The organism is Bradyrhizobium aeschynomenes, assembly GCF_013178945.1.
GTDB classification, from domain to species: Bacteria; Pseudomonadota; Alphaproteobacteria; order Rhizobiales; family Xanthobacteraceae; genus Bradyrhizobium; species Bradyrhizobium aeschynomenes.
The window spans coordinates 62,462-84,431 of the sequence record NZ_JABFDM010000013.1; the positions used below are offsets into that span (position 1 = coordinate 62,462).

24 protein-coding genes are annotated in these 21,970 nt (G+C 66.1%); 11 read left to right on the forward strand and 13 right to left on the reverse strand.

Annotation, left to right across the window (positions count from 1 at the left end; genetic code table 11):
- The first annotated feature begins 27 nt into the window (after positions 1–27).
- From HL666_RS28595 to HL666_RS28610, 4 genes are all read left to right on the forward strand, one after another.
- On the forward strand, positions 28–918 hold the full coding sequence (locus HL666_RS28595) for a DUF3313 family protein (protein ID WP_172109380.1): 891 nt from the start codon (positions 28–30) through the stop codon (positions 916–918).
- Positions 915–2,153, forward strand: coding sequence for a patatin-like phospholipase family protein (locus HL666_RS28600; RefSeq protein ID WP_172184865.1), 1,239 nt, complete (start codon positions 915–917; stop codon positions 2,151–2,153). The genes HL666_RS28595 and HL666_RS28600 overlap by 4 nt, the downstream gene beginning before the upstream one ends.
- The gene (locus HL666_RS28605) at positions 2,150–2,470 is read left to right on the forward strand and encodes a hypothetical protein (protein ID WP_172184867.1); all 321 of its coding nucleotides are present in this window, start codon (positions 2,150–2,152) and stop codon (positions 2,468–2,470) included. The genes HL666_RS28600 and HL666_RS28605 overlap by 4 nt, the downstream gene beginning before the upstream one ends.
- Before the next feature lie 424 nt (positions 2,471–2,894).
- Positions 2,895–4,586: a hypothetical protein gene (locus HL666_RS28610; protein WP_172184869.1), complete on the forward strand. Its 1,692-nt coding sequence runs from the start codon at positions 2,895–2,897 to the stop codon at positions 4,584–4,586.
- Positions 4,587–4,592: 6 nt separating this feature from the next.
- Here the strand turns inward: HL666_RS28610 and HL666_RS28615 are convergent, their stop codons facing one another.
- The 6 genes from HL666_RS28615 to HL666_RS28640 all read right to left on the reverse strand — a co-directional run bounded on the left by HL666_RS28615 (position 4,593) and on the right by HL666_RS28640 (position 10,296).
- Positions 4,593–5,336, reverse strand: coding sequence for an SDR family NAD(P)-dependent oxidoreductase (locus tag HL666_RS28615; RefSeq protein ID WP_172184871.1), 744 nt, complete (start codon positions 5,334–5,336; stop codon positions 4,593–4,595).
- A gap of 163 nt (positions 5,337–5,499) precedes the next feature.
- A complete protein-coding gene (locus HL666_RS28620; RefSeq protein ID WP_172107823.1) occupies positions 5,500–5,670 on the reverse strand; it encodes a hypothetical protein in 171 nt (56 codons plus the stop codon).
- A 10-nt stretch (positions 5,671–5,680) separates the two neighbouring features.
- Positions 5,681–7,177: an amidophosphoribosyltransferase gene (gene purF, locus HL666_RS28625; protein WP_246739034.1), complete on the reverse strand. Its 1,497-nt coding sequence runs from the start codon at positions 7,175–7,177 to the stop codon at positions 5,681–5,683.
- Between the two features lie 59 nt (positions 7,178–7,236).
- The gene (locus HL666_RS28630; RefSeq protein WP_172109375.1) at positions 7,237–7,863 is read right to left on the reverse strand and encodes a CvpA family protein; all 627 of its coding nucleotides are present in this window, start codon (positions 7,861–7,863) and stop codon (positions 7,237–7,239) included.
- Positions 7,864–8,050: 187 nt separating this feature from the next.
- Positions 8,051–9,550: a DNA repair protein RadA gene (gene radA, locus HL666_RS28635; protein ID WP_172109374.1), complete on the reverse strand. Its 1,500-nt coding sequence runs from the start codon at positions 9,548–9,550 to the stop codon at positions 8,051–8,053.
- A gap of 20 nt (positions 9,551–9,570) precedes the next feature.
- Entirely contained in the window at positions 9,571–10,296 is a 726-nt protein-coding gene (locus tag HL666_RS28640) for a sulfite exporter TauE/SafE family protein (RefSeq protein WP_172131995.1), read from the reverse strand.
- Between the two features lie 253 nt (positions 10,297–10,549).
- On the opposite strand from HL666_RS28640, the gene HL666_RS28645 reads away from it, so the two are divergent.
- Both HL666_RS28645 and HL666_RS28650 read left to right on the forward strand, forming a co-directional pair.
- Positions 10,550–10,852, forward strand: coding sequence for a hypothetical protein (locus HL666_RS28645; protein WP_172184873.1), 303 nt, complete (start codon positions 10,550–10,552; stop codon positions 10,850–10,852).
- Positions 10,853–11,065: 213 nt separating this feature from the next.
- On the forward strand, positions 11,066–11,896 hold the full coding sequence (locus tag HL666_RS28650; protein ID WP_311976551.1) for an LssY C-terminal domain-containing protein: 831 nt from the start codon (positions 11,066–11,068) through the stop codon (positions 11,894–11,896).
- Here the strand turns inward: HL666_RS28650 and HL666_RS28655 are convergent.
- The 4 genes from HL666_RS28655 to HL666_RS28670 form a co-directional block, all read right to left on the reverse strand.
- On the reverse strand, positions 11,893–13,398 hold the full coding sequence (locus HL666_RS28655; protein ID WP_172184888.1) for an MFS transporter: 1,506 nt from the start codon (positions 13,396–13,398) through the stop codon (positions 11,893–11,895). The genes HL666_RS28650 and HL666_RS28655 overlap by 4 nt on opposite strands.
- A 56-nt stretch (positions 13,399–13,454) precedes the next feature.
- Positions 13,455–14,219, reverse strand: a complete 765-nt coding sequence (locus tag HL666_RS28660; protein WP_246741646.1) for a hypothetical protein — start codon at positions 14,217–14,219, stop codon at positions 13,455–13,457.
- A 143-nt stretch (positions 14,220–14,362) separates the two neighbouring features.
- Positions 14,363–15,859 (reverse strand): amidase, encoded by a 1,497-nt coding sequence (locus tag HL666_RS28665; protein ID WP_172184892.1) that lies wholly within the window; start codon positions 15,857–15,859, stop codon positions 14,363–14,365.
- Between the two features lie 78 nt (positions 15,860–15,937).
- Positions 15,938–16,087, reverse strand: a complete 150-nt coding sequence (locus tag HL666_RS28670; RefSeq protein ID WP_172109367.1) for a hypothetical protein — start codon at positions 16,085–16,087, stop codon at positions 15,938–15,940.
- A 510-nt stretch (positions 16,088–16,597) separates the two neighbouring features.
- On the opposite strand from HL666_RS28670, the gene HL666_RS28675 reads away from it, so the two are divergent.
- Positions 16,598–16,891: a GlsB/YeaQ/YmgE family stress response membrane protein gene (locus HL666_RS28675; RefSeq protein WP_172109366.1), complete on the forward strand. Its 294-nt coding sequence runs from the start codon at positions 16,598–16,600 to the stop codon at positions 16,889–16,891.
- A 13-nt stretch (positions 16,892–16,904) separates the two neighbouring features.
- Here HL666_RS28675 and HL666_RS28680 read toward each other — a convergent pair whose 3' ends face one another.
- Positions 16,905–17,894 (reverse strand): helix-turn-helix domain-containing protein, encoded by a 990-nt coding sequence (locus HL666_RS28680; RefSeq protein WP_311976554.1) that lies wholly within the window; start codon positions 17,892–17,894, stop codon positions 16,905–16,907.
- Between the two features lie 104 nt (positions 17,895–17,998).
- Here HL666_RS28680 and HL666_RS28685 point away from each other — a divergent pair, with 104 nt between their 5' ends.
- Both HL666_RS28685 and HL666_RS28690 read left to right on the forward strand, forming a co-directional pair.
- Positions 17,999–18,724, forward strand: coding sequence for an alpha/beta hydrolase (locus HL666_RS28685; RefSeq protein WP_172131989.1), 726 nt, complete (start codon positions 17,999–18,001; stop codon positions 18,722–18,724).
- Positions 18,725–18,902: 178 nt separating this feature from the next.
- A complete protein-coding gene (locus tag HL666_RS28690) occupies positions 18,903–19,421 on the forward strand; it encodes a hypothetical protein (protein ID WP_172109364.1) in 519 nt (172 codons plus the stop codon).
- A 58-nt stretch (positions 19,422–19,479) separates the two neighbouring features.
- On the opposite strand, the gene xth is transcribed toward HL666_RS28690, so the two are convergent.
- The gene (xth, locus tag HL666_RS28695) at positions 19,480–20,250 is read right to left on the reverse strand and encodes an exodeoxyribonuclease III (RefSeq protein WP_172109363.1); all 771 of its coding nucleotides are present in this window, start codon (positions 20,248–20,250) and stop codon (positions 19,480–19,482) included.
- Positions 20,251–20,276: 26 nt separating this feature from the next.
- Between xth and HL666_RS28700 the strand changes: the two genes are divergently transcribed.
- Together HL666_RS28700 and HL666_RS28705 are read left to right on the forward strand one after the other, a co-directional pair.
- The gene (locus tag HL666_RS28700) at positions 20,277–20,519 is read left to right on the forward strand and encodes a hypothetical protein (protein ID WP_172109362.1); all 243 of its coding nucleotides are present in this window, start codon (positions 20,277–20,279) and stop codon (positions 20,517–20,519) included.
- A gap of 61 nt (positions 20,520–20,580) precedes the next feature.
- Positions 20,581–21,159: a GNAT family N-acetyltransferase gene (locus HL666_RS28705; RefSeq protein ID WP_172131988.1), complete on the forward strand. Its 579-nt coding sequence runs from the start codon at positions 20,581–20,583 to the stop codon at positions 21,157–21,159.
- Between the two features lie 151 nt (positions 21,160–21,310).
- Here HL666_RS28705 and HL666_RS28710 read toward each other — a convergent pair whose 3' ends face one another.
- Entirely contained in the window at positions 21,311–21,889 is a 579-nt protein-coding gene (locus HL666_RS28710) for a TetR/AcrR family transcriptional regulator (protein WP_172184894.1), read from the reverse strand.
- Positions 21,890–21,970: the final 81 nt, after the last annotated feature.

Here is a 21,970-nt window from a genome sequence, read left to right on the forward strand (position 1 = left end):
GTTCTCTATCAATGGGTTTTCCGCGTCATGCGTGTCGCCTCGCTGCAGTGGACGGCGCTTCTCTCCGTGGCCTTGGCGCAGTCGGGTTGCGCGACCGCACCGCTGGAACGCGCCGGTTCGCTGCGGAATTACGACCGGCTCGCTGACGCCAACGGTCTCCTGACCCGGGCTCAGATCAAGGCCAACAAGCAAGAGTTGATCGAAGCGAAGACCATCCGGATCGAGCCGACCGCATTTCCGCCGCGTCCCGACGTCACCCTGGACGAATCCGAGCGCAAGCTGGTGGCCAATGTGATCAGCCGCGAAATGTGCCTGCGCTTGAGCGAGCGCTTCCGCATCGTCTCGCCGGGAGAGGATTCCGACCTGACGGTGAGGGCGACCGTAACCCACGCGACCGCCACCAATGCGACCGCATCCGCGGCCTCGCAGGCGGCCTCGGTCGCCAAGAGCGTGGCGCTTCCGGGCGTGCCGGTGCCCGTGCCGCGGCTTCCGGTCGGGCTGGGAACATTGTCGGTCGAGGCCGAGGCGCGCAACTTCGCCGGTTTCCAGGCCGCCGCGATGGTATGGGCGCGCGGCGCCAATTCTGTCTCGACGGCCCGCATGGCCAATGACGGCGATGCCTACGATCTCGCGTCCGAGTTCGGGGCCGATTTCGCCAAGCTGGTCTCGACCGGCGAGTCGCCGTTCGGCGGCCTGCCGTCGCTGCCGTCGGCATCGAGCCTGCCGGCCAAGCTGGGCGGCGCGCCAAAATATGCCGCCTGCGAGCAGTTCGGGCGCTTTCCCGGCGTGAAGGGGTTTGTCGGCGCGGGTCTTGGCCTGCCTCCGGGCTGGACCGACAAGGGCGCCGAGGAGGCGAGCTCCACAGCGCAACCGCCGCCGCCGGTGGTCGCGCGCATGGAGCAGCAGCCCGCGCGATGACCCCGGCCGTTGATGTCCGCACCGTCGTCTCGCGTGTGTTGCTGACGCTCGCCGTCGCGCTGCCGCTGGCGGCCTGCGCCGCGATCATGCCGCGCAACGCCGCGCCCGAGCTCGCGGCCGCCAGCGCCGAGCCGGTCGGTTTTCGCGACGTGCGCTATTGGGGCGATGAGCCGGCGCCGCGCTTTGCCGAGGCTTCCGTGCAGCGCGCCTCGGCCATGCTTCCCGCCCAGCGCTCGCTGAACTTTCTGGCGATCTCCGGCGGCGCGGAGAACGGCGCGTTCGGCGCCGGGCTCCTCGTCGGCTGGAGCGAGGCGGGCAACCGGCCGAACTTCGACATGGTGACCGGCGTGAGCTCCGGCGCGCTGATCGCGCCCTTCGTCTTCCTCGGGCGGGCGCATGACGACCGGCTGCAGGAGGTGTTCACGGCTTATGAGCGCAAGGACATCTTCACCTCCAACATTCCCGGCCTGTTGCAGGGCTCGGCGCTGGCCGACAACACGCCGCTGTCGCGGCTGATCGAGAAATATGTCGATCGCGAGTTCCTGCGCGACGTCGCCCGCGAGAGCAGCAAGGGCAGGGTGCTGCTGGTCGGCACCACCAATCTCGACGCGCAGCGGCCGGTGCTGTGGGACATGGGCCGCATCGCCGCCGCCGACACGCCGGAGGCGATCGAGCTGTTCCGCAAGGTGCTGCTGGCCTCGGCGACGGTGCCCGGCGCGTTCGCGCCGGTGCGCATCAAGGTGCGGATCGGCGACACCGACTATGACGAGCTGCATGTCGATGGCGGTGTCACCCGCCAGGTCTTCATCGGCCCCTCGGTGCTGCGCCTCGTCTCCGGGCGCGGCCCGCGCCGCACCGTGAACGGCGCGCATCTTTACGTCATCCGCAATGCCCGCATCGATCCGCAATTCGAGAGCGTCGGTGCCGACGTGCTCTCGGTGACGCAGCGCTCGCTCGCCACGCTGATCAAGAACCAGGGCATCGGCGACATCTACCGGATCTATTCGGTAGCGAAGTTCAACGGCATCGACTTCAACCTCGCGAGCGTTCCCGGCGATTTCCAGGTCAAAGCCGACGGCCCGTTCGACCGCACCTACATGACCGCTTTGTTCGACCGCGGCCGCGACATGGGCCGCCGCGGCTATCCCTGGGTGAAGGCTCTTCCGGGCCTGCAGTCCAACGAGCATGGCATCACGGCGCAACTGCCAGCGCCCACGATGGCAGCCGCGCGATGACCTTCGCGATGTGCCGTTCCGGCTTCGGAGTCTCCATGCGCGCGGCGCTGGCCTGCTGGCCGCTGCTGATCATCCTGCCGCTCGCCGGTTGCGCAACCACGAGCACACCTGCGCCAAAAGCCGGCGGGCAGTTTCACGACACCTACAACTATCTGCCCGTCAACGACGTGCCGCACGACGATCAGCGGCCGGTGCTGTCGGTGGAGCAGCAGGAGAAGCTGCGCAAGGAGCTGACGGCCGTCCGCGATCGTCAGCTGCCGGCCGCCGTAAAGGGGACGCCAGCGAAGCCTGCACCGGCGAGTCCTGCTCCGAAATAGGCGGTGGTGCCGATCTGCCACGATGTCTGTCATTCACAAAACTGTTGATGGAGCATCATGAGGTAGGAAGCGCCAACCAAGTCCTCCACCGTCGTCCCGGCGAACGCCGGGACCCATACCGCGTGATGTGCGTGGGGATAGAAGTCTGAGCTGCCATCATCTGAAAACATGACCGCCTGTGGTTATGGGTCCCAGCGTTCGCCGGGACGACGGCTGTGGGTGTTGCAAAAGCCGGGCATGATCCGGTCGCGTAGCGGCAGGCGGGACGTCAAGGATGCGGCGCTGATCGTCGCCTCCGGTGCCACGAAAATTCCTTGTCGCGCGAGCACGGAGGAGATGACGACAGCCTCAATTGCGCCGTGCATTGTCTGGCTTATTCCACTGCGCTACGACGTCGCGCATGTTGCAGGGAAAGATGATCCGCATGCTCCGGTGGCCGCTTGGCCTGACGGCCGCGATGGGCCTGATCCTGTCGGCTGCTGCCGAGGGGCAGGCCGTCGATTGTGGTGCGGCTCCCACGGTCAAATGTCTGGCGTCCACCGTCTTCAGGCTCGCCAAGACGTTGCCGGAAGACAGCTTCGTCCGCCGCCAAGTCACCTTCGCCGAGCAGGAGCTGGCGCCCGGCGACCTCAAGGTCGCGCTGTCGCATATTCATTCCGACGCTCCGGATTCGCCGCCGTGGGAGGATATCGATTGGATCGCGCAGGCCGGACGTTTCGACCGCGCGATCGAGCTGGCACGGCAGCGAGCCTCGGCGGTCGAGCGCCTCGGCGGACTCGCCGAGGTCGCCAGTCAGCTCCTCGACAAGGAGCAGACGGCCCGCGCCGCGAAGCTTGTCGACGAGGTCGAACGCGCCTTGCCGTCGCTGAAGGCCGAGGAGAGCGACGAGTATGCGAGTGTGATCCCGCAGAAGGTCGGCCGTCTCAGGGCGCGGCTGGGCCAGATCGATCGTGCGACGCGCCTTTTCAAGGGCGGCGGTTTGGGCTCGGTGAGCGAGTTGCTCGACATTGCCGAAAAATACCCGGTCGCCGTGAGTCTGCGTGAACTGGCTTGGCAGGAGGCCGAGAGCGCCAACGAGCCCTATGCCTGGGAGTTGATGCTCAAGGATGCGTCCACGCGTGGGCCGAGCGACGTGTCCGACGCCGTGCGTCGGATCGGCGATCGCCTGTATGGAAAATTGAATGCCGACAGCGCGAACACCGCGGCGGAGCTGGTCCGTTTGCTCCTGAGCGCCGGCCTGCGGGAGCGCGCGGACAAATTGATCGATCCCTGGCCGCAATGGGTCAATGGGCGAAAGTCGCAGGAGCAGTGCAACACGCTGATGGCGCTGCTTCCGGTGCTCGTCGACCTCGCGCGCGATCAGGATGTCGAGAAGGCAACGCATGCCGTCGAGGACCCACGCGAACGGACTCAATGTATGAGCATTGCCGCGAATTCCTATTTCCGGATCGGCCGTACCGATCGTGCCATGAGGTTCGATCGCGAGGCCTTGTTTGTTGCGCAGAACGCCCCGGCATTCGAGGCTAGGGATCGCGTCGAGCGCGATTCCATTCTGCACAATCTCGCGCTGATGCGAGCCGATCACGGTGATATCGAAGGTGCGCTGAACGTCGTCGCCAAGATCAGCGATGAAGCCAAGATGCGCGACGTGACGGCATGGGTGGTGACCCGCGCGATTCTCGGCGGGCATGGACCGGTGGCCGGTCCAGCCATTGCAGCGGTGCAGCAGCAGGCGCGGACGACCCAGGACGCCCGCCTGTGGCTGGAGGCGGCGAGCGACTGGTCCCAGATCGACAACGAGACCGAGGCGCGCAGCGCTCTCGCCGAGGCAATGAAGCTGATCAAGCAAGGCCAGCCGTCGCTCAATCCGAACGACATCAGCCTCGCGGCCGAGCTCACCTGGCGCATCGAAGGCAAGGAGGATCCGCGTGCGATGCTGGCGATCGTCGATCAACTCGGCATCAATGATCCCAATGCGATCGACCGCCTGGTCGAAACAATGAGGTCGATTTCACCGGCGGCTGCCGTGCAACTCGCCAGTCGGCAGACCGAGGTCGAGCGCCAGATCGACGAACTCGCGGCCATCGGCGAGGCGATCGCCGGAGCTGCGAAGTAGCCTGTCTTACGCCGGCGGCTGAAAACTCTTCAGCGTGCGGGTCTTGTACTCGTAGATCTTGCCGGTCTCCGTCCAGGACGGCAGGCACATCGGCAGGATGAACTCGGCGACCTGCTCGGGCGTCTCCAGCGTCATCGGGTCCTCGCCGGGCATCACCGTGGCGCGCATGCGGGTGCGGATCGGGCCCGGGCTGAACAGGTTCACGCGCAGCGGCGTGCGCTCGGTCTCGTGGGCCCAGACGCGCGCCAGGGTCTCCAGCGCGGCCTTGGTGACGGCGTAGGGGCCGAGATAGGCCTGCGCCTTGTGGGCGGCGCCCGAGGTGAGGAACACGGCGCGGCCGGCGTCGGAGGCCTTCAGCAGCGGCTCCATGCAGCGGATGAGCTGGAAGTTCGCGGAGAGATTGACGGCGACGACGTCGTTCCACGGCTTGAGGTCGATATGGCCGAGCGGCGACGACGGGCCGGGCACGGCGGCGTTGCCGACGAGGATGTCGAGCTTGCCGTGGCGCTCATGCAGCGCGGCGCCGAGCCGGGCGATGCCGTCGCTGTCGGTCATGCTGAGCGGCACCAAGGTGGCGCCGTTGCCGGTTTCTTTGCGGATCTCGTCGTCGAGCTCCTCCAGCCCTCCTTGCGTGCGGGCGACGGCCACGACATGCGCGCCGGCGCGGGCGAGCGCGCGGGCGGTCGCATGGCCAATGCCGCGCGAGGCGCCGGTGATGAGGGCAATCCGATTGGCGAGGGGAAGGGTCATCACGATGATCTCACGGCCGTCGTCCCGGCGAACGCCGGGACCCATACTCCGCGGCGGTTATGATGGAGTTGGCTGGTTGTGGCTAGTGCTGTCCGCCAAACCGCTGTCGGTGATTATGGGTCCCGGCTTTCGCCGGGACGACGCACAATCTTTGATGCGCCCCTCACGTATCGCTGCCACCATCGCCGTAGTTGGCCTGGCCGCTGCGATCCGGCCGATCGTCCGGCGTGACCTTCAGGCCCTGGCGGGACGCGAACACGACGAACGCAAGCAGGAGCGCGTCGCCGGTCGTTGCAAGGAGCTGCAGGAGCACGCTCACGGCCTGCACGCTCACGGCTTGAGCCTCAGCTCGCCTCGGCCAGCAGCGACAGCTGCTGCTGGGTCGGCTCGACCAGCGACTGGTCGGTGAGGTGGGTCGGGTAGCTGCCGGTGAAGCAGTGGTCGGCGTATTTCGGCGCGGCGGGGTCGCGGGCCGGCTCGCCCATGGCGCGGTACATGCCGTCGATCGACAGGAACGCCAGCGAATCGGCGCCGATCAGCTCGCGCATCTGCTCGAGCGAGTGCGTTGCCGCCAGCAGGCCGCCGCGGTCCGGCAGGTCGATGCCGTAATAGTCGGGGTAGAGGATCGGCGGCGAGGCCAGGCGGAAATGCACCTCGGTGGCGCCGGCGTCGCGCATCATGCGCACGATCTTGCGCGAGGTGGTGCCGCGCACCAGCGAATCGTCGATCAGGATGATGCGCTTGCCTTCGATGGCGGCGCGGTTGGCCGAGTGCTTCATGCGCACGCCGGATTCGCGGATCGCCTGGGTCGGCTGGATGAAGGTGCGGCCGACATAGTGGTTGCGGATGATGCCGAGCTCGAACGGCACGCCCGAATATTGGCTGTAGCCGATCGCCGCCGGCACGCCGGAATCCGGCACGGGCACGACGACGTCCACCTCGGGGTGGCTCTCGCGCGCCAGCTGCGCGCCGAACGCCTTGCGCACCTCGTAGACGGAGCGGCCGCCGACCACTGAGTCGGGGCGGGCGAAGTAGATGTATTCGAACACGCAGGGACGCGCCGGCTTCGGCGGGAACGGCTTGTGGCTGTGCATGCCGGTCTCGTCGAAGATCACGACCTCACCCGGCTCGATGTCGCGGATGTAGCGGGCGCCGATCATGTCGAGCGCGCAGGTCTCCGAGGCCAGGATCGGGCAGCCTTCGAGCTCGCCATAGACCAGCGGACGAATGCCGAGAGGATCGCGGGCGCCGATCAGCTTCTTGTTGGTCATGCAGACCAGCGAGTAGGCGCCTTCAAGTGCGCGCAAAGCCTCGATGAAGCGGTCGATGAAGTTGCTGCGGCGGGAATGCGCGACCAGATGCAGGATCACCTCGGTGTCGGTGGTCGACTGCATGATGGCGCCGGCGCGCACCAGCTCGCGGCGGAGCGTGAGGCCGTTGGTGAGGTTGCCGTTGTGGCCGACGGCGAAGCCGCCGGCACCGAGCTCGGCGAACAGCGGCTGCACGTTGCGCAGGATAGTCGCGCCGGTCGTGGCATAACGGACATGGCCGATCGCGGCATTGCCGGGCAGTCGCTCAATCACCTCGCGGCGGGAGAAGGTGTCGCCAACCAGGCCGAGGCGGCGCTCGCTGTGGAAGCGGGCACCGTCATAGGACACGATGCCGGCGGCTTCCTGGCCGCGATGCTGGAGCGCATGCAGGCCGAGCGCGGTGATCGCGGCGGCATCATTGTGCCCATAAATGCCGAACACGCCGCACTCCTCGCGCAGCGTGTCTCCGTCTAGGTCTGGGTCTCTCGTGTAGGCTTGAGGTCCGAAGTCCAGATCCGCCTGGATATCCATTTGGGCTTCGCCGGAAGAATCGTGGTGCTGGTCCATCGCGCCTCTCTTCTGGGCTTGGCTCACTTGGCCGCGGGTTTCTCGATCAGCTTCTTCAAGCTGTCGCGGGCAGGCTTGCTGTACCCATCGCCGCCCGCTGCGGGCGACTCGGTGTCAGTCTGGTCGTCGTCCGGCTTGTTCTTCTTGAATTTCTTTAAAATGGTGTTCTCGGGATCATCAGGCAAGAGCGACATCAGCCAATCCCCGGTTCCCTGCAGGACGACGCGGGACTTGGCGGAGGTGACCCAGTCCGGACGCTGCTTGTCCGGCACCAGCCAGCTGAAGAACAGGAAGGCGACCACGACGATCAGCAGGCCGCGGCCCAATCCGAACAGGAATCCGAGGGTGCGGTCGAGCGCGCCGATGCGCGAATCGAGGATCATGTCGGAAATCTTGACCGTGATCACCGAGACGATGAGCAGGGTGCCCACGAAAGTACCGGCGACGACGACGACGCTCGCGACGGTATCGTTGTTGAAGTAGGTCTTGGCGGTCGGCAGCAGCTTGGAGAATGAATAAAGCGTGACCAGGGCAGCCGCGCCCCACGCCGCGATCGAGAGGATCTCGCGCATGAAGCCGCGGACCATCGCGAGCAGCCCAGACACCAGCATCACGCCGAGCAGGATGAGATCGAGGATCGTTATCGGCATCGGCTGCTCAGGTCCGCTTCACAGGTCCAAGGTTCGCTTCAAGGTTCGCATCGAATCGACCGAGGACCGATCCTCCGCGTGGAGGAAAGCAGGGTTCCCCGGCAAGTCCGGAGGCGGCACGCGATGGCCTGCGCGCGCCCGGTTGCGGCGTTGTATAGCGGCGAGTCACGCGAACGTCACGGTCCGCCTAGCCGTCCTGGCGGCGGAATCTCGCTGGTGTGGCATTTTTTTCGGCATGGCTGGGGCCACGGCGGCCCTGATCGCGCGAATCCTCGTCGTCCCGGCTGCCGGCTTGACGTGCACGCGGGGTGCCGCGGGCGGCAATGTCAGCGACCAGCGACGTCAATCCGCCGACGGTATTGAGGTTAAGCCCGGCGTCGCCGCCGGCCTCGCCGCGTGCGCGTTCCGGCAGCACCACGCGCAGAAAGCCGAGCTTGGCGGCCTCCTTCAGGCGCGCCGAGGTCTGTGCCACCGGGCGGACCGCGCCGGACAGCGAGATTTCCCCGAAATAGACCGCATCCGGCGGCAGCGGGGCATTGACCAGCGAGGAGACCAGCGCCGCGGCGGCGGCGAGGTCGGCGGCCGGCTCGTGGATGCGCAGGCCGCCGGCGACGTTCAGATAGACGTCGTGGCCCGACAGCTTGACGCCGCAATGCGCCTCGAGCACCGCCAGCACCATCGACAGCCGGCTCGGATCCCAGCCGACCACGGCGCGGCGCGGGGTGCCGAGCGAGGTCGGCGCCACCAGGGCCTGCATCTCGACCAGCACCGGCCGCGTGCCCTCGATGCCGGCGAACACTGCAGTGCCGGGGCTGCCGAGGTCGCGCTCGGACAAAAACAGCTCGGAGGGATTGGTGACCTCGCGCAGACCGAGGCCGGTCATCTCGAACACGCCGATCTCATCGGTCGGCCCGAAACGGTTCTTCACCGCGCGCAGGATGCGGAACTGCTGCGAGCCCTCGCCCTCGAACGACAGCACGGCGTCGACCATGTGCTCAACGACCCGGGGGCCTGCGATCTGGCCGTCCTTGGTGACGTGGCCGACCAGGATGATGGCCGCGCCGGATTTCTTGGCAAAGCGAATGAGCTTCTGCGCGGAGGCGCGCACCTGGGTGACCGTGCCCGGGGCCGATTCCACGGTGTCGGTCCACATCGTCTGGATCGAATCGATGACGATCAGCCGGGGCACGGCGCCCTCGGACAGGGTCGAGATGATGTCCTCGACCGAAGTCTCGGCCGCCAGCTGCACCGGCGCGTCAGCGAGCCCGAGGCGCTCGGCGCGCAGCCGCACCTGGGCCACGGCTTCCTCGCCTGAAATGTAGACCGCGCGATGGCCGGCGCGCGCCATCATCGCGGTGGCCTGGGTCAACAGCGTGGACTTGCCGATGCCGGGATCGCCGCCAACCAGCAGGATCGAGCCGCGCACGAAGCCGCCGCCGGTGACGCGGTCGAGCTCGGTCATGCCCGAGGACAGCCGCGGGGCGTCGATGCTCTTGCCGGTCAGCGATTCCAGCTGGAAGGTGCGGCCCTTGCGCTTGGAGCGCAACGACACCGGCGCCGAGGTCGCGCCCGTCGTGTCTTCCTCCGCCAGCGTGTTCCACTCGCCGCAGGCCTCGCATTTGCCCTGCCAGCGCGAATAGGCCGCGCCGCAGTTCTGGCAGACGAAGGAGAGCGTGGTCTTGGCCATGGGGCTGAGAATCGATGCGGTCAGGAATGGATGGCGTTCCATAACATACTTAGGCCCGCGGCCAGCATGATGCCATCCATCACCACGCGGAACACATCGGGCTTCATGTGCAGCACGAAGCGCTTGGCGACGAAGGCGCCGGCCATCAGCGAGCCGCCGGCGATCAGGCCTTTCAGCAGGATGTCCGGCGTCAGCGCGCCGAAGCGCTGGAAAGTGACGGATTTCGAGAGGTAGAGCCCGAGCGAGCTCGCGGCCTCGGTCGCAAGGAATGCGCCCTTCGATAGCCCGTAGAACAGGAACAGCGGCACGCTGAGCGGCCCGGTCGAGACCACGATGCCGGTCAGAAATCCGATCACCGCACCGCCGAGCGCGAGATGCCAGCGGTTGGCCTTGATCTCGTGCCGCGCCAGCCAGTGCCGCACCGGCACCATCGCCATCAGGAACAGTCCGATGGTGATGTCGACGGCCTGAGAGGGCAGGATCAGCAAGGTGCGCGCGCCGAGCGCCGCGGCCGGGATGCCCGTCATCGAATAGGCCGCGCACGCCCGCCAATCGACCTCGCGCCACCATGCCAGGATGCGCGACAGGTTCGCCATCACGGCAGCCACCGCCATGATCGGCACGGCCTCCTTCGGGCCGTACTCGTAGGCGAGCACCGGCATCAGCATGATCGACGAACCGGTGCCGACGATGCCGGACAAGGTGCCGGCGACGAGACCGACCGCGAGGACGAACAGGAAGCCCAAGAGTGTTGTCCTCCGCGGTGATGAGGCGCGAACCCTCCACACGTCATTGCGAGGAGCGAAGCGACGAAGCAATCCAGGGCGACGCCCGCGGCCCTGGATTGCTTCGCTTCGCTCGCAATGACGATGGGGGGAGCTGCGCCGGTGGTTAACGGGTGGTTCGCGCCGACTCGAAATCGCCGATGATTGTGCGTCCGCATCATTAAAAGTTGAAGCGTATTCCTCGCATGTCCGCTGATCTTGCCGGACGATGACGATGAGCAAAACGCCAATGTCCTTGCAGGTGCGGCCGTCCATGACGGCAACCGCCGATGCGCAGTTCCCCTGGTTCACGGCCGCGATGCTGGCCATGGAAGCCGCAGAGGTCATCCGGCTCCGGCTGGAAAAGTTCGCGCGCGGCGAAGCCGATGCGGGCGAGGAGGCGGAGCTGATGGTCAGCGAGAAGATCGCCGCAGCCCTGGAGGCGACGGCGAAGCTGATGGCCGGCGCGAGCCCGGCGGCGGTCGTCGATCTCTATCGGGATTATGTCGCGGCCAACGCCGAGCGGCTGTCGGCGTAAGCCCCGCGCAGTCCGATTGCGTTGGACTGCGGATGTCGAGCAACCGAGCGCGGACGAGCTGGTCGAAATGCCGCCGACCGGGCCGTTTCATGTGTTCAGGTGCGGTGTTGCCATTGTGATGGAGATCGGACACCTTCCGGAAAACACCGACTGCTGCTCACTTCCTTTCGTCGGACCGATCCAGTGCGACTGCTCTTACGCCTCCTGCAACGCGTGCTGGTCGCCGGGCTCGGGATCTTCACGGTCTGGCTGATCGTGTTCGTGGTGTTCGAGACGGCGAACCGCAGGCTGCCCTGGATTGTGGCCGTCGGCGTCAGCTACGCAATCGCCGCCTATGTCGTTCTGCCACGCGTCATCCGATTGAGTCTCAGGATACTTCAGAGCCGGCGGGTGCCCAGCTACACGATCACCAGCGATGGATTGCCCGGCGACCCCGTCAATCTCGCCCTGATCGGCACGCTTCGACAGCTCCGTGCGAGCTTTGCTGCGATCGGCTGGTGCGAGGCGGACCGATTGGGGCCGGCAAGCTCGTGGGCCATGGTTTGCGCCTTCGTTCTCGCCAGGCCGTACCCCAGCGCTCCTTTCAGCACCCTCTATCTGTTCGGTCGCGGCCAGGATATCGGCTTCCAGAAAGCCATCGGCGATAGTCCGCGAAAGCGTCATCACGTCCGGTTCTGGGCCGTTGACCTCGCCCACGCCGAGAAGAGCTGGGAAGCTGGCGATTTCTGGTCGACGACCGCCATGCCTGCGGCCGATGAATCCGTCCTCTGGGTCGGTGCCGGCACGAAGGATACGGGCCTGTCGCTGACCCGGCTGACCTTTCAGATCACGCACGCCACCGATCCGGATGCCAATGCCGAGCGGGACTACATCATGGCCGAACTGACCAGGACACGATTGATCGAGTCCGTCGAGCTGTACAAGGCCGGTCAGAGCCTGCCCAAGCGGGTCAATCACTACGTGACGGACGGCGACATCGCGTTGGCCAGCGTGGTGATCGCCACCAATACCGACGCGCATCAGGGGTCTTCGCCGCCGGCCTAGGGGACATGCTGACGAGCCGCGTTCGCGGCCGTTCGCTCCGCTCGGGGGCGGACCAGGACGGCGGTGCCGAGCAGGACGACCATCGCAGCGCAGACGACAGTCAGGAACGCCTGATCGAAGGCGCGATGGGCGTGCGAGGTGACGATGGCAGCGAGTTCGGTCGGCAGCCGCTCGGCGGCGATCAGCGCCTCGTCGATGCTGTCGCGCGCAGCGGCGGGAATGCCGAGGCCGTCGGGCAGAACCATGAACGCGGTATAGACTCCGGACAGGATGCTTCCGAAAATGCTGATGCCGATCGTGCCGCCGAGCTCGAACGACACCTCCTCGATCGACGCCGCCATGCCTTCGCGGCCTTCCGGCGCGTGATTCATCACGGCGTTGGAGGCGGCGGCAATGGATGCGCCGAGCCCAAGCCCGTTGATCGCGATGCAGATCAGTTGCAGCGCCAGGCTGGCGTTGTAGCAGAGCAGGTAGCCGGCCGCGCCGATTCCGGCGATCAACAGCGCGCCGGACATCGTGGCGGCAGCTCCCACGCGACGGAGCATGAGGCTCGCGAGCGGCCCGCCGATGAACGCACCGAGCGGGGCCGGCAGGATGTACAATGCCGCCTGCAGCGGCGAGTAGCCGAGCACGAGCTGCAGGCGCTGGCTGATCGCGAGCTCGGTGCCCGCGATGGCGAGTGACGCCACGATCGCGGTGATCACGCTGAGTGTGAACTCGGCGTTCCGGAACAGGGTGAAATCCAGCAAAGGATCCTTGAGCTGCAATTGGCGGCGTACAAAGACCGTCAACATGATGGCCGTCGCGACAGCCGTGCCGGCGAGGACGACATAGGGAGACTGGCGACTGCCGAGCTCCTCGACGACGTAGGCGAACCCGATCAGCCCCGCCATCACCTGCGCTGAACCGAGGAGGTCCCAGTCGCGGTCAGCTCGATCGGCCGGTGCAGGAATCAACAGCAGGCCGGCAACCAGCGCCAGCACGACCAGCGGCACGTTGATGAGAAACACCGAGCCCCACCAGAAGTATTCCAGCAGGACGCCGCCGACCAAGGGGCCGACGGCCGCGCCACTGGATGCGACGGCTCCCCAGATGGCGATAGCCAGTGCCCGTTCGTGATCATCGGAAAAGGTGATGCGAATGATCGACAGCGTCGCCGGCATCATCAGCGCGGCGCCGACCGCCAGCAGGACACGCCCGCCGATCAGGGCCATGGCGGTTGGCGAATAGGCGGCCACGACCGAGGCCAGTCCGAAGATGATGAGGCCGGCGACGAATGTCCGCTTGTGCCCGATGCGATCGCCGAGCGAGCCGAAGCCGGGAAGCAGACCGGCAACGACAAGCCCGTAGGACATGACGATCCACAATTTCTCCGAGGCGGTTGCTCCGAGCTCATAGGTTAGGCTGGGCAGCGCCGTATACAGCACCGTCATGTCGATCACGACGAGCGCCAGCGCGCCGGAGACGGTCAGGAGGATGAGCCAGCGATTGCGTTTCGACATCGGCGCGCCTTGTCAGGTCCGGAATGATCGGGTCGGCGTCCCATCCGAGCGCAGCCTCACTTTGGGAACAGCAAGGCGAGGCTTGCCCTAAACTGCCAAGGCGATGCCTGTTCGGGCTTGAGCAGGTTGTAGTAGACACCGATCTCTGCATTGATCGGCTGCTTGTCGACCATGAACAGCTTGCCCACGCCCACGCCGACCGGCACGATCCAGCGATCATGACCCTTCGCGAGCCAGTTCGCCGTGATGATGGGACTCGCGCTGATGTAGGACCCGTCGGAGAAATTGTAGGTGACGAAGTACTGCAGCATCATCTGGTTCACCGGCGCTCGGTCGCTCGGACCGGCAAACGACCAGATGTTGTTGGCGAGCACCCCGAGCACCCACGGGCCCGGCATGGTCAGCGCGACGATGGTCGGGCCCGCGCTCCATCTGCCCGAGCCGAGGGTGGGGTCGGTCGCCGACGGATAGGAGAAGGTCGGGCCGACACCCCAGATCAGGGCGCCCGAATGGGACGGGGTGAGTGCGAAAATCTGGTTGATGTCGCCGAGGCCGCCGATCCGGCCTTGCTCATGGGAGAAGCGCACTTGCGCGATACCGGGAATGGTCGTGCGCGTCACCAGATTCCATTCGGCATTGAGCCGGAACGGGATGACCGGCTCGATCTTGAAGACGTCGGCCGTCTGCCGTTGCGGACCCGTGTTGGGCATGGCGATATTCTCCAGCCCGACGCTGATCGTATCCGCGATCGGGTTTTGCGCCGCCCTCGCGAGATCTTCGAGCGAAGGCGTCTTGTGCTGTGCCGAGTTCTGCTGTGCCAAGGCGCCAGCGCCTGGGCACAATGCTGAGATCAGCAACAGGAGGACCACCGGTCGAAAGCGTCTCGGATGCATTTCCGACCTCACTGTCGAAGCACTGTTCTCGCAGCCATTGTCTCGCAGCGCTCCGTTTCGTCACTATGCTGTCAGGTGAAGGTCGGGAATCGCTCGCCGGAGAACAGTGACCGCCGCAGACGAGACCAGTTCGATGCGAACTGGAACGTGTCGAGGTCGCTGTATGTCTGGCCGATCACCTGCATGCCCGAAGGCATGCGGTCCTCGACCAGGCCGAGCGGGACATCGACGACCGGATACCGGTTGAGCAGATTCCAGTGCCACGTCAGCGCCAAGTTCAGGCCGGTGCCCACCCACGGGTCCACCTTGTTGTCCTTGCTCTTGAACATGTCGGCCCCGACGAGAGGCGTTGCCATGGTCGGCATGAGCAGGATGCGGTAGCCCTTGCTGAACACGCGCTGCTGGACCTGGCGATGCAGCCGCTGCAGCAACTCTTCGGCCTCTTCGGCCTGGCGCGGTCCGACCGGGCCGACCTGGTCGAGCATTTCAGTCATGTAGGGCGAGAGCTGATCGCGATGCGCATTCGAGATCTCGATCGCGGTGCCGATGGACGTCGACATCAGCCCACGGATGAAGACCATCTTGTGGGCCTTCGTGAAGCCGCAGTCGACCTCGTCCACCGTGCAGCCGGCGGCGCGCAGCGCCTCGATGCCTTTCAGCATCGCTGCCTTCACCGACGGTATCACGTCCGCAATGCCGGCGCCCCAATCCACGGCGATGCGCCATCTGGAGAGGCGCGGATAACGGGTGGGATAGTCGAGGCGAGGGCGCATCGCGGCCATCACCCGCTCGGACGGACCGACGATCGCGTTCTGGAGGCGGACGAGGTCGTCGAAGCGCCGCGCCATCGGGCCCGAGGTCGAGAACGGGATTTCTCCACCGGCGACGCGTCCGAACGGCGGCCTGAAGCCATAGAGACCACATTGGGAGGCGGGAATTCGGATCGAGCCGCCCATGTCCGAGCCGAGGGCGAGCGTCGTGAAGCCTGCCGCCAACGCCGCGCCCGATCCCGCCGACGACCCGCCTGGAGAGTATTCGAGATTCCATGGATTGCGTGTCGTGCCCCAGGCGCGGGTGGATGCGCCGAGGAAAAGATAGAATTCCGGCACGGTTGTCTGGAACGGCATGACGGCGCCAGCGGCCTCGAGCGAGTCGATGATGGCCGCGTTCTCCGTTGCCGGCGGCGAGTCCTTGTAGATGAGCGAGCCCTGTGTCGTCCGCCAGCCCGGCCTGGAGAATTCGTCCTTGATGGCCACCGTGACCCCTTCGAGAGGTCTCGGGTTGCCTCGCCGATAACGGTCTTCGGACTGCTTTGCCTCTTTCAGCGCCTGGTCGAAGTGCTCGTAGGTGATGCAATTGACCTTCGGGTTGTAGGCTTCGATCCGCTTGATCTGGGCCTTCAAGAGATCGACCGGCGACGCCTTCCGGGCCCGGAACATGGCGATGAGATCGGCGACCGGAGCGTAGCAGAGCGGATCGGCGGACTCGGCCCGCGCGCCCGGCAAACCGAGTTCGGACGCGACCAGCGCCGCTCCCGCGCCTTTGATGAGCGTTCTTCTGTCGATCATATACGCCTCCGCATGTCCGGGAATGGGTCCGAGTCTGTCGACGTGGTCCTGAAGGTGACGGTCCGAGTGTCGCTGGATTCAGCTTCGCTGGTCGTGTCCGACCGGGCCGTCGCGAAACACGATGTCGGTCTTGCCGCCGCCGGTCGCGGCGAACGCCGCACCTGCCTGCACGAGCCGGCGTCGCGACGGCTCGGCCTCGTTGACGAATTCAGAACCAAGCGGGAGCAAACCACGGAATCCTGGCCAGTTGCACGCGATGCACGTGCATTCGATCTTGCACGCTCTGCGGGAAAGACACTATTTCCGATTCCGAGGATGATATGAACTCGGGGGAACTACGTAGTAGCGTGCGAAGCGTTCTCATGAGCTGCTCGCGTTCGAGACGATTAGATTTGAATGAATGTAATTTCGAGAAGAAGACGAACTTTTCGAAGCGGAATTGCCAGTTCGAAGCAAGCAGGGCCGCACCACATTGTCGTGGGCGATTGTCGTGGACGCCGGCGCATCACTGGTTTCGCGATTAGGTCGCGAACTCATCCGGTCTGCCGCGTTCAGCGCCCGGCAACGAAATCGATGTAAGCTTGCAAGTGCACGATTCGTGCGGCTCTGCGGGCAAGATTCTGCCTGCATCCGTGTCGCAACTGGCGGTCCCGCTTCGCTCGGCAATGTGCTCTCATGATCTTGCCGCTAGCCGTGATGCTTCAGCCGAGGGGCGACCGCAGACCGACGGAGTGAAGAATGTTCACACTGGTACATGCGGGGACTTGGCTCGTCGTCGGCCTGATCGGCGGCGGCCTTGCCGGAATCCTGGTGAAGCGCCGCCGTTCAGGTTTTGGGCTCCTGACCAACATCGGATTGGGATGCGTCGGCGCCCTCATCGGCGGTGTCTTGTTCAACCTGTTCGGGTTGTTTCCGGGCATGGGCAGCATCGTCGTTTCGCTGCGCGATGTCGTCGCGGCGTTCGTCGGCTCGCTCGTCCTGTTGGCGGCAATCTGGTTGTGGGGTGCAGCCCGCGAACCCAGCCCGCGCTGACCCCAGGCGGTTGTCAGTCTGAGTGAGGCGCGGTCTCCGCGCGCCAGTCGCGCGGGCGCAGGCCGAAGCGCTGCTTGAAGCGGCGCGAGAAGTGCGACAGATCCGAAAATCCCCAGTCGAAGGCGATGCTGCCGATGTCGCGGCCGGCGCAGGCGGGATCGCGCAAGTCGCGCGCAATGCCGTCGAGCCTTCGTTCCATCACGAGCTCCGAGAAGCTGGTGCCGGCGCGCGCCAGCAGCTTGTGGACGTAGCGCTCGCTGATCCCCACGCGGGCTGCGATGGTCGCCACGGTCAGGCGGGGCTCGCGCAGATGCGCATGGATCGCGCGGCGCAACGCCAGCGTCGTGGCATCGGCGAAGGAGGTGGTGGCCAGCGCCTCGCGGCGGTGGCTGCGCGACAGGCTCAGCGCCACGAGGTCGAGCAGCACGCCGAACAGAGCCGCTGCATCGCCGGGCGCGAGCCGCAGCGCATTGGCATTGAGCGAGCGCGCAGTCTCGACGATCAGCGCGCCGACGCAGGGGTCGTCGGACAGCCGCGCCGGCGCGAGGTCCGGCACGGTCGCCATGCGGTCGCACAGCGCCGTTGCCGGGACGCGGAACGAGATCACGCCGAGCGAGGGACCGCGGTCGTGCTGCAGCACGAAGGTCCGGTCGCTGTCGAAGATCCCGACCTGTCCGGCGGACAGGCTGACCTCGCAATCGTCCTGCAGGATGGTGCATCGCCCAGCCAGCTTGAGGTTGAGATAGAAGCATCGCTGGCCGGAGGCCGCGATATCCGCGCGTGAGCGGCGCACGACGTGCTCGGGAAAGGTCACGCGGTTGATGGCGCCGTCGCCGACGACGATGCTCTGCACGTCGGCAGCGAAGCCGATGCCGCGCGCGGGCTCCGGCGTGAGGTTCATGAACGCCTGGCAGATCGCCTCGCGATAGTACGAGAACTGCTCCTGCGGCCGCACCGCCGCCGTATTCCAGCTTCGCTGACGTTCCTGCTGCACGGGCGGCACCGGTTCACTCCGAGACCAATTGGGTTCAGTTGCAGCCAAGCGCGGCAGATGCCGTCCGGCCATCATTCCTTGCACCACGTTCAAGAGTGCAAAGGAACCTCACCATGTCAACCTACGTCCTGGTCCACGGCGCCTGGCATACCGGCGCCGAGTTCGAGCCGGTCGCGGCGCCGATCCGCGCCGCTGGTCATGTCGTCCACCTGCCGACCGTCAGCGGCAACCGGCCAGGCGACGCCAAGACAACCGGGCTCGACGAGGCCATCGCCTCGATCTGCGACTACTTCACCGAGCACCACATCACCGACGCCGTGCTGATGGGCCACTCCTATGGCGGCATGGTCATCACCGGCGTCGCCGACCGGATGCCGGAGCGCATTCGCCGGCTGGTCTACTGGAATGCGTTCGTGCCCAACAATGGCGAGTGCCTCAACGACATGGTGCCGCCGCACTACGTCGCGCTGTTCGACGCCGTCGCGGCCGAGCGCGGCGACGGCTCGGTGGTGCTGCCATTCCCGGTCTGGCGCGAGGCCTTCATCAACGACGCCGATCTGACCACCGCGACGCGGACCTATGAGTTGCTCAATCCGCATCCCAACAAGACCTTCACCGATGCGATCAAGCTGAAGACCAATCCCGCCGAGATGACCATCGCCAAATCCTACATCAACTGCACCGAGGACACGGCGTTGCCGCACAGCCTGCCATGGCATCCGCGGCTCTCGGGCAAGCTCGGCCTGTTTCGCCTGGTGCAGGTGCCCGGCAGCCACGAGCTGTGCTTCTCCGATCCGGCGCGGCTGGCGCAGGCGATCATGGATGCGGGCCGGGACTGACAGGGCCAGGGACTTGATAAGGCAGGAGCGCTGACCGTCAGCCGTGTGGCGGTCGTGCACGAAAATCCCCGGTTGTGATCCGCCTCACATTCGCCGCCGCCGGGACCTGCAAGATTAATCTCCGATGAACGGACCCGGTTGGTCAGCAATCCCTGCCGAAGCATCGGAGATCGCAGTCATGGCCCAGCTCCATCTGACGTCCTCGTCCAAGGTTCTCGCGTCCGAGGCTCTCAGCGACACCTCGAACGCGCCCGCTTCCGTCGCCAAGACGGGCTGGACCACTGGCTGGCTGGCGATGGCGGCCGGCGCGCTGACCACGGTGTTCGCGGCGATCGGCGCCGTGAACAGCGTCATTCCCGCGGTGTCGAACATCGGCTCGGCCACCCTGGACATGCTGAACCTGCCGGCCTGCTTCAGCTATGCCGATCACTTCGGCGGCACCCAGAGCAGCTTCCGCAAGGAGGGCAACCTCTGGCGCGAATATCCGCGCGGATCGGAGACCTTCAGCTACGAGTTCAAGGAGATCCGGCGCACCCGCCAGGAGATCATGCTGTGGAACGTGACGCCGCGGCCGAACGTGCCCGATGCCGCCAGCCTCGTCGTGCATCTGCCGGTGTGCGGCGGCATGGCGGTGCTGACCGAGGGCCTGCCGGAGCGTTCGACCAAGCTTCAAGAGACCTGGCCGGAGCGCAGCTGATCTCGTCGTGTCCCGACATTTGGTCGGGCCTGCGGATGAGGCGGCACGGATCTCGGAGCTATCTGAGCACGATCCAGGCCGGAGCATGATCGCTGGCGCCATCCTCGCCGCGGATGGCGCGATCGACGCCGGCCTTGCCGAGGCGCGGGGCAAGAGCCGGGCTCAGCAGCAGATGATCGAGCCTCAGGCCGGCGTCGCGCGGCCAGCGGTTGCGCTTATAGTCCCAGAAGGTGAACATCGGCGCGTCAGGATGGAGCGTGCGGATCGCATCGCACCAGCCCTGATCGAGCAGCGCCTCGAAGGCGGCGCGGCTCTTCGGCTGGATCAGCGCATCCTTGTCCCATGACCGCGTCGGGTAGATGTCCTGCGGCGTCGGCGCGACGTTGTAGTCGCCGGCCAGCACGACCGGCAGGTCGTCCTTGATGAACTTGGCCGCATGCCGGTGCAGCCGCTTGAACCAGGCGAGCTTGTGGTCGAATTTCGGCCCCGGCTGCGGATTGCCGTTGGGCAGATACAGGCAGCCGACGACGATGCCGCGCACCGCGGCCTCGATGTAGCGTGCCTCCCTGTCCGCCGGCGCCCCGGGCAGGGCGGTGCGCGTCAGCACCGGCTCGGACTTGCGGGCGAGAATGGCGACGCCGTTCCAGGTCTTCTGCCCCTGCCACACCGCGCCGTAGCCGGCCTTGGCGATCTCATCGATCGGAAATTCGGCCTGCGCGCATTTCAGCTCCTGCAGGCAGACGATGTCAGGCCTGGCGGTTCGCATCCAGGCCAGCAAATTGGGGAGACGTCGTCTGACATTGTTGATGTTGAAGGTCGCGATCTTCATGATGCTTCAGCTGAGGGAAAGGCCGGATGAAAAAGCTCGCAATCGCAATTTTGTTCACGCTGACGGTTGCCGCCGTCCCTGCGGCGCACGCGCAGCGGCAGCCGACCGACGAGGAGCGCGCCGCATGCCAGGCCGATTACGACAAGTTCTGTCTCGGCCTGATCCCCGGCGGCGGCCGCATCATCGCCTGCCTCACGCGGAACTATGCGCAGCTCGCCTTCTCCTGCAAGAAGATGCTGGACTCCTACAAGGCCGAGGCCAAGGAGTAGACCGCGCGGATGCGGTCTGCCCTAGCGCTGCCAGTTTGCAAGTCACCCCGCGAGCACCATCATGGTCAAAGCGCCGATCCCGCATCCGATCCTGTCGACCTCGCGGCTGACGCTGCGCCAGTTTCGAGCCGATGATGCCGAAGGGATGCATCGCTGTTTCAGCGACGCGGGCGCGATGCGCTTCTGGGACCACGCGGTCCACAGCAAAGCCAGCGAGAGCGAGCGGAGCGTCCGTCGCTTCATCGATTGCACGCCGACCTACTATCGGTTCTGGGCGGTGGCGGAGGCGGCGAGCGACCGCTGCATCGGCATGGTCAACTATCACGACGGTCACATGCGCAGCCGGCGCGTCACGATCGGCTACATCGTCGATCCCGCCCGGCAGCGCGAGGGCATCGCCTTCGAGGCTGTCGGGGCAATGCTCGACTTCTGCTTCGGCGAGCTCGGCCTGCATCGGGTGCAGGCGTTCATCCACCCAGACAACACTGCCTCGCGAAAACTCGCCGAGAAGCTCGGCTTCCGCTGCGAGGGCCGGCTCCGCGATCATCTGCGCGTCGGCGGCGAATGGCGCGACGAGATGCTCTATGCGCTGCTGGCGAAGGATGATCGGGGATGGAAGCAGAATCCGCTGCTGGCGTGAGCGCAGTGACGACAGGGAGCCGCCTGTGGATGTGGCGCCGAATGGTGTTTCGCGCCATACGGTGAGGGTTTGGTGCAGCGTCACCGAAATTCCCCGATACCGTGCTCGACGCCGCGAATGTGGCGCCCACCAAGGGGCATAAGCCCGCTGCTCAATCGAGCACGAGCTTGTCCTGTGCGGCCGCAACGATCTCGTCCTGCAGCGCCGAGGGGCGGAGCGCGCGGGCCATCACCACGGTGCCGATCAGCATCGTCAGCATACGGATCGCTTCGCCGCGCGCCCCGCGCTCGGCCGCGCCGCGCGCGACGAGGCCGGCCGCGACGCGGGTGATCAACTGCTCGGCGCCGTCGGCGAATTCGACGCCGAGCACGTCCGGTATCCGTCCCGCGTCGGCGCCGAAGCCTGCCGCCGGGCAGCCAAGGCCGGGGTGGGCGATGTGCTCGGCCGAAAGATAGCGCGCCACATAGGCCGCGAGCGCCGCTTCGGCACCGCCGGTGTCCGTGTCGCGGTCGATGCCGCCGGCCATGGTCGCGAAGGCGTGCCGGGTCGCGGCGGCGAGCATGTCGTTCTTGGACGCGAAGTGCCGGTAGAAGCCGCCCTGGGTCATGCCGGCGGCGCTCATCACGTCGGCGATGCTTGCCCCGGCCACCCCGCGCTCGCGCAGCAGCCGCGCGGCCGTATCGACGATTTTCGCTCTGCTCTCAGCGGTTTGTTCGCGGGTCTTGCGCATCTGATCGAACCTGTCTCGTGGCGCTTGACAATTTAGCGGTCGTTCGACATCTTTGCAATTAGCGTTCGATCGTAATCTAAA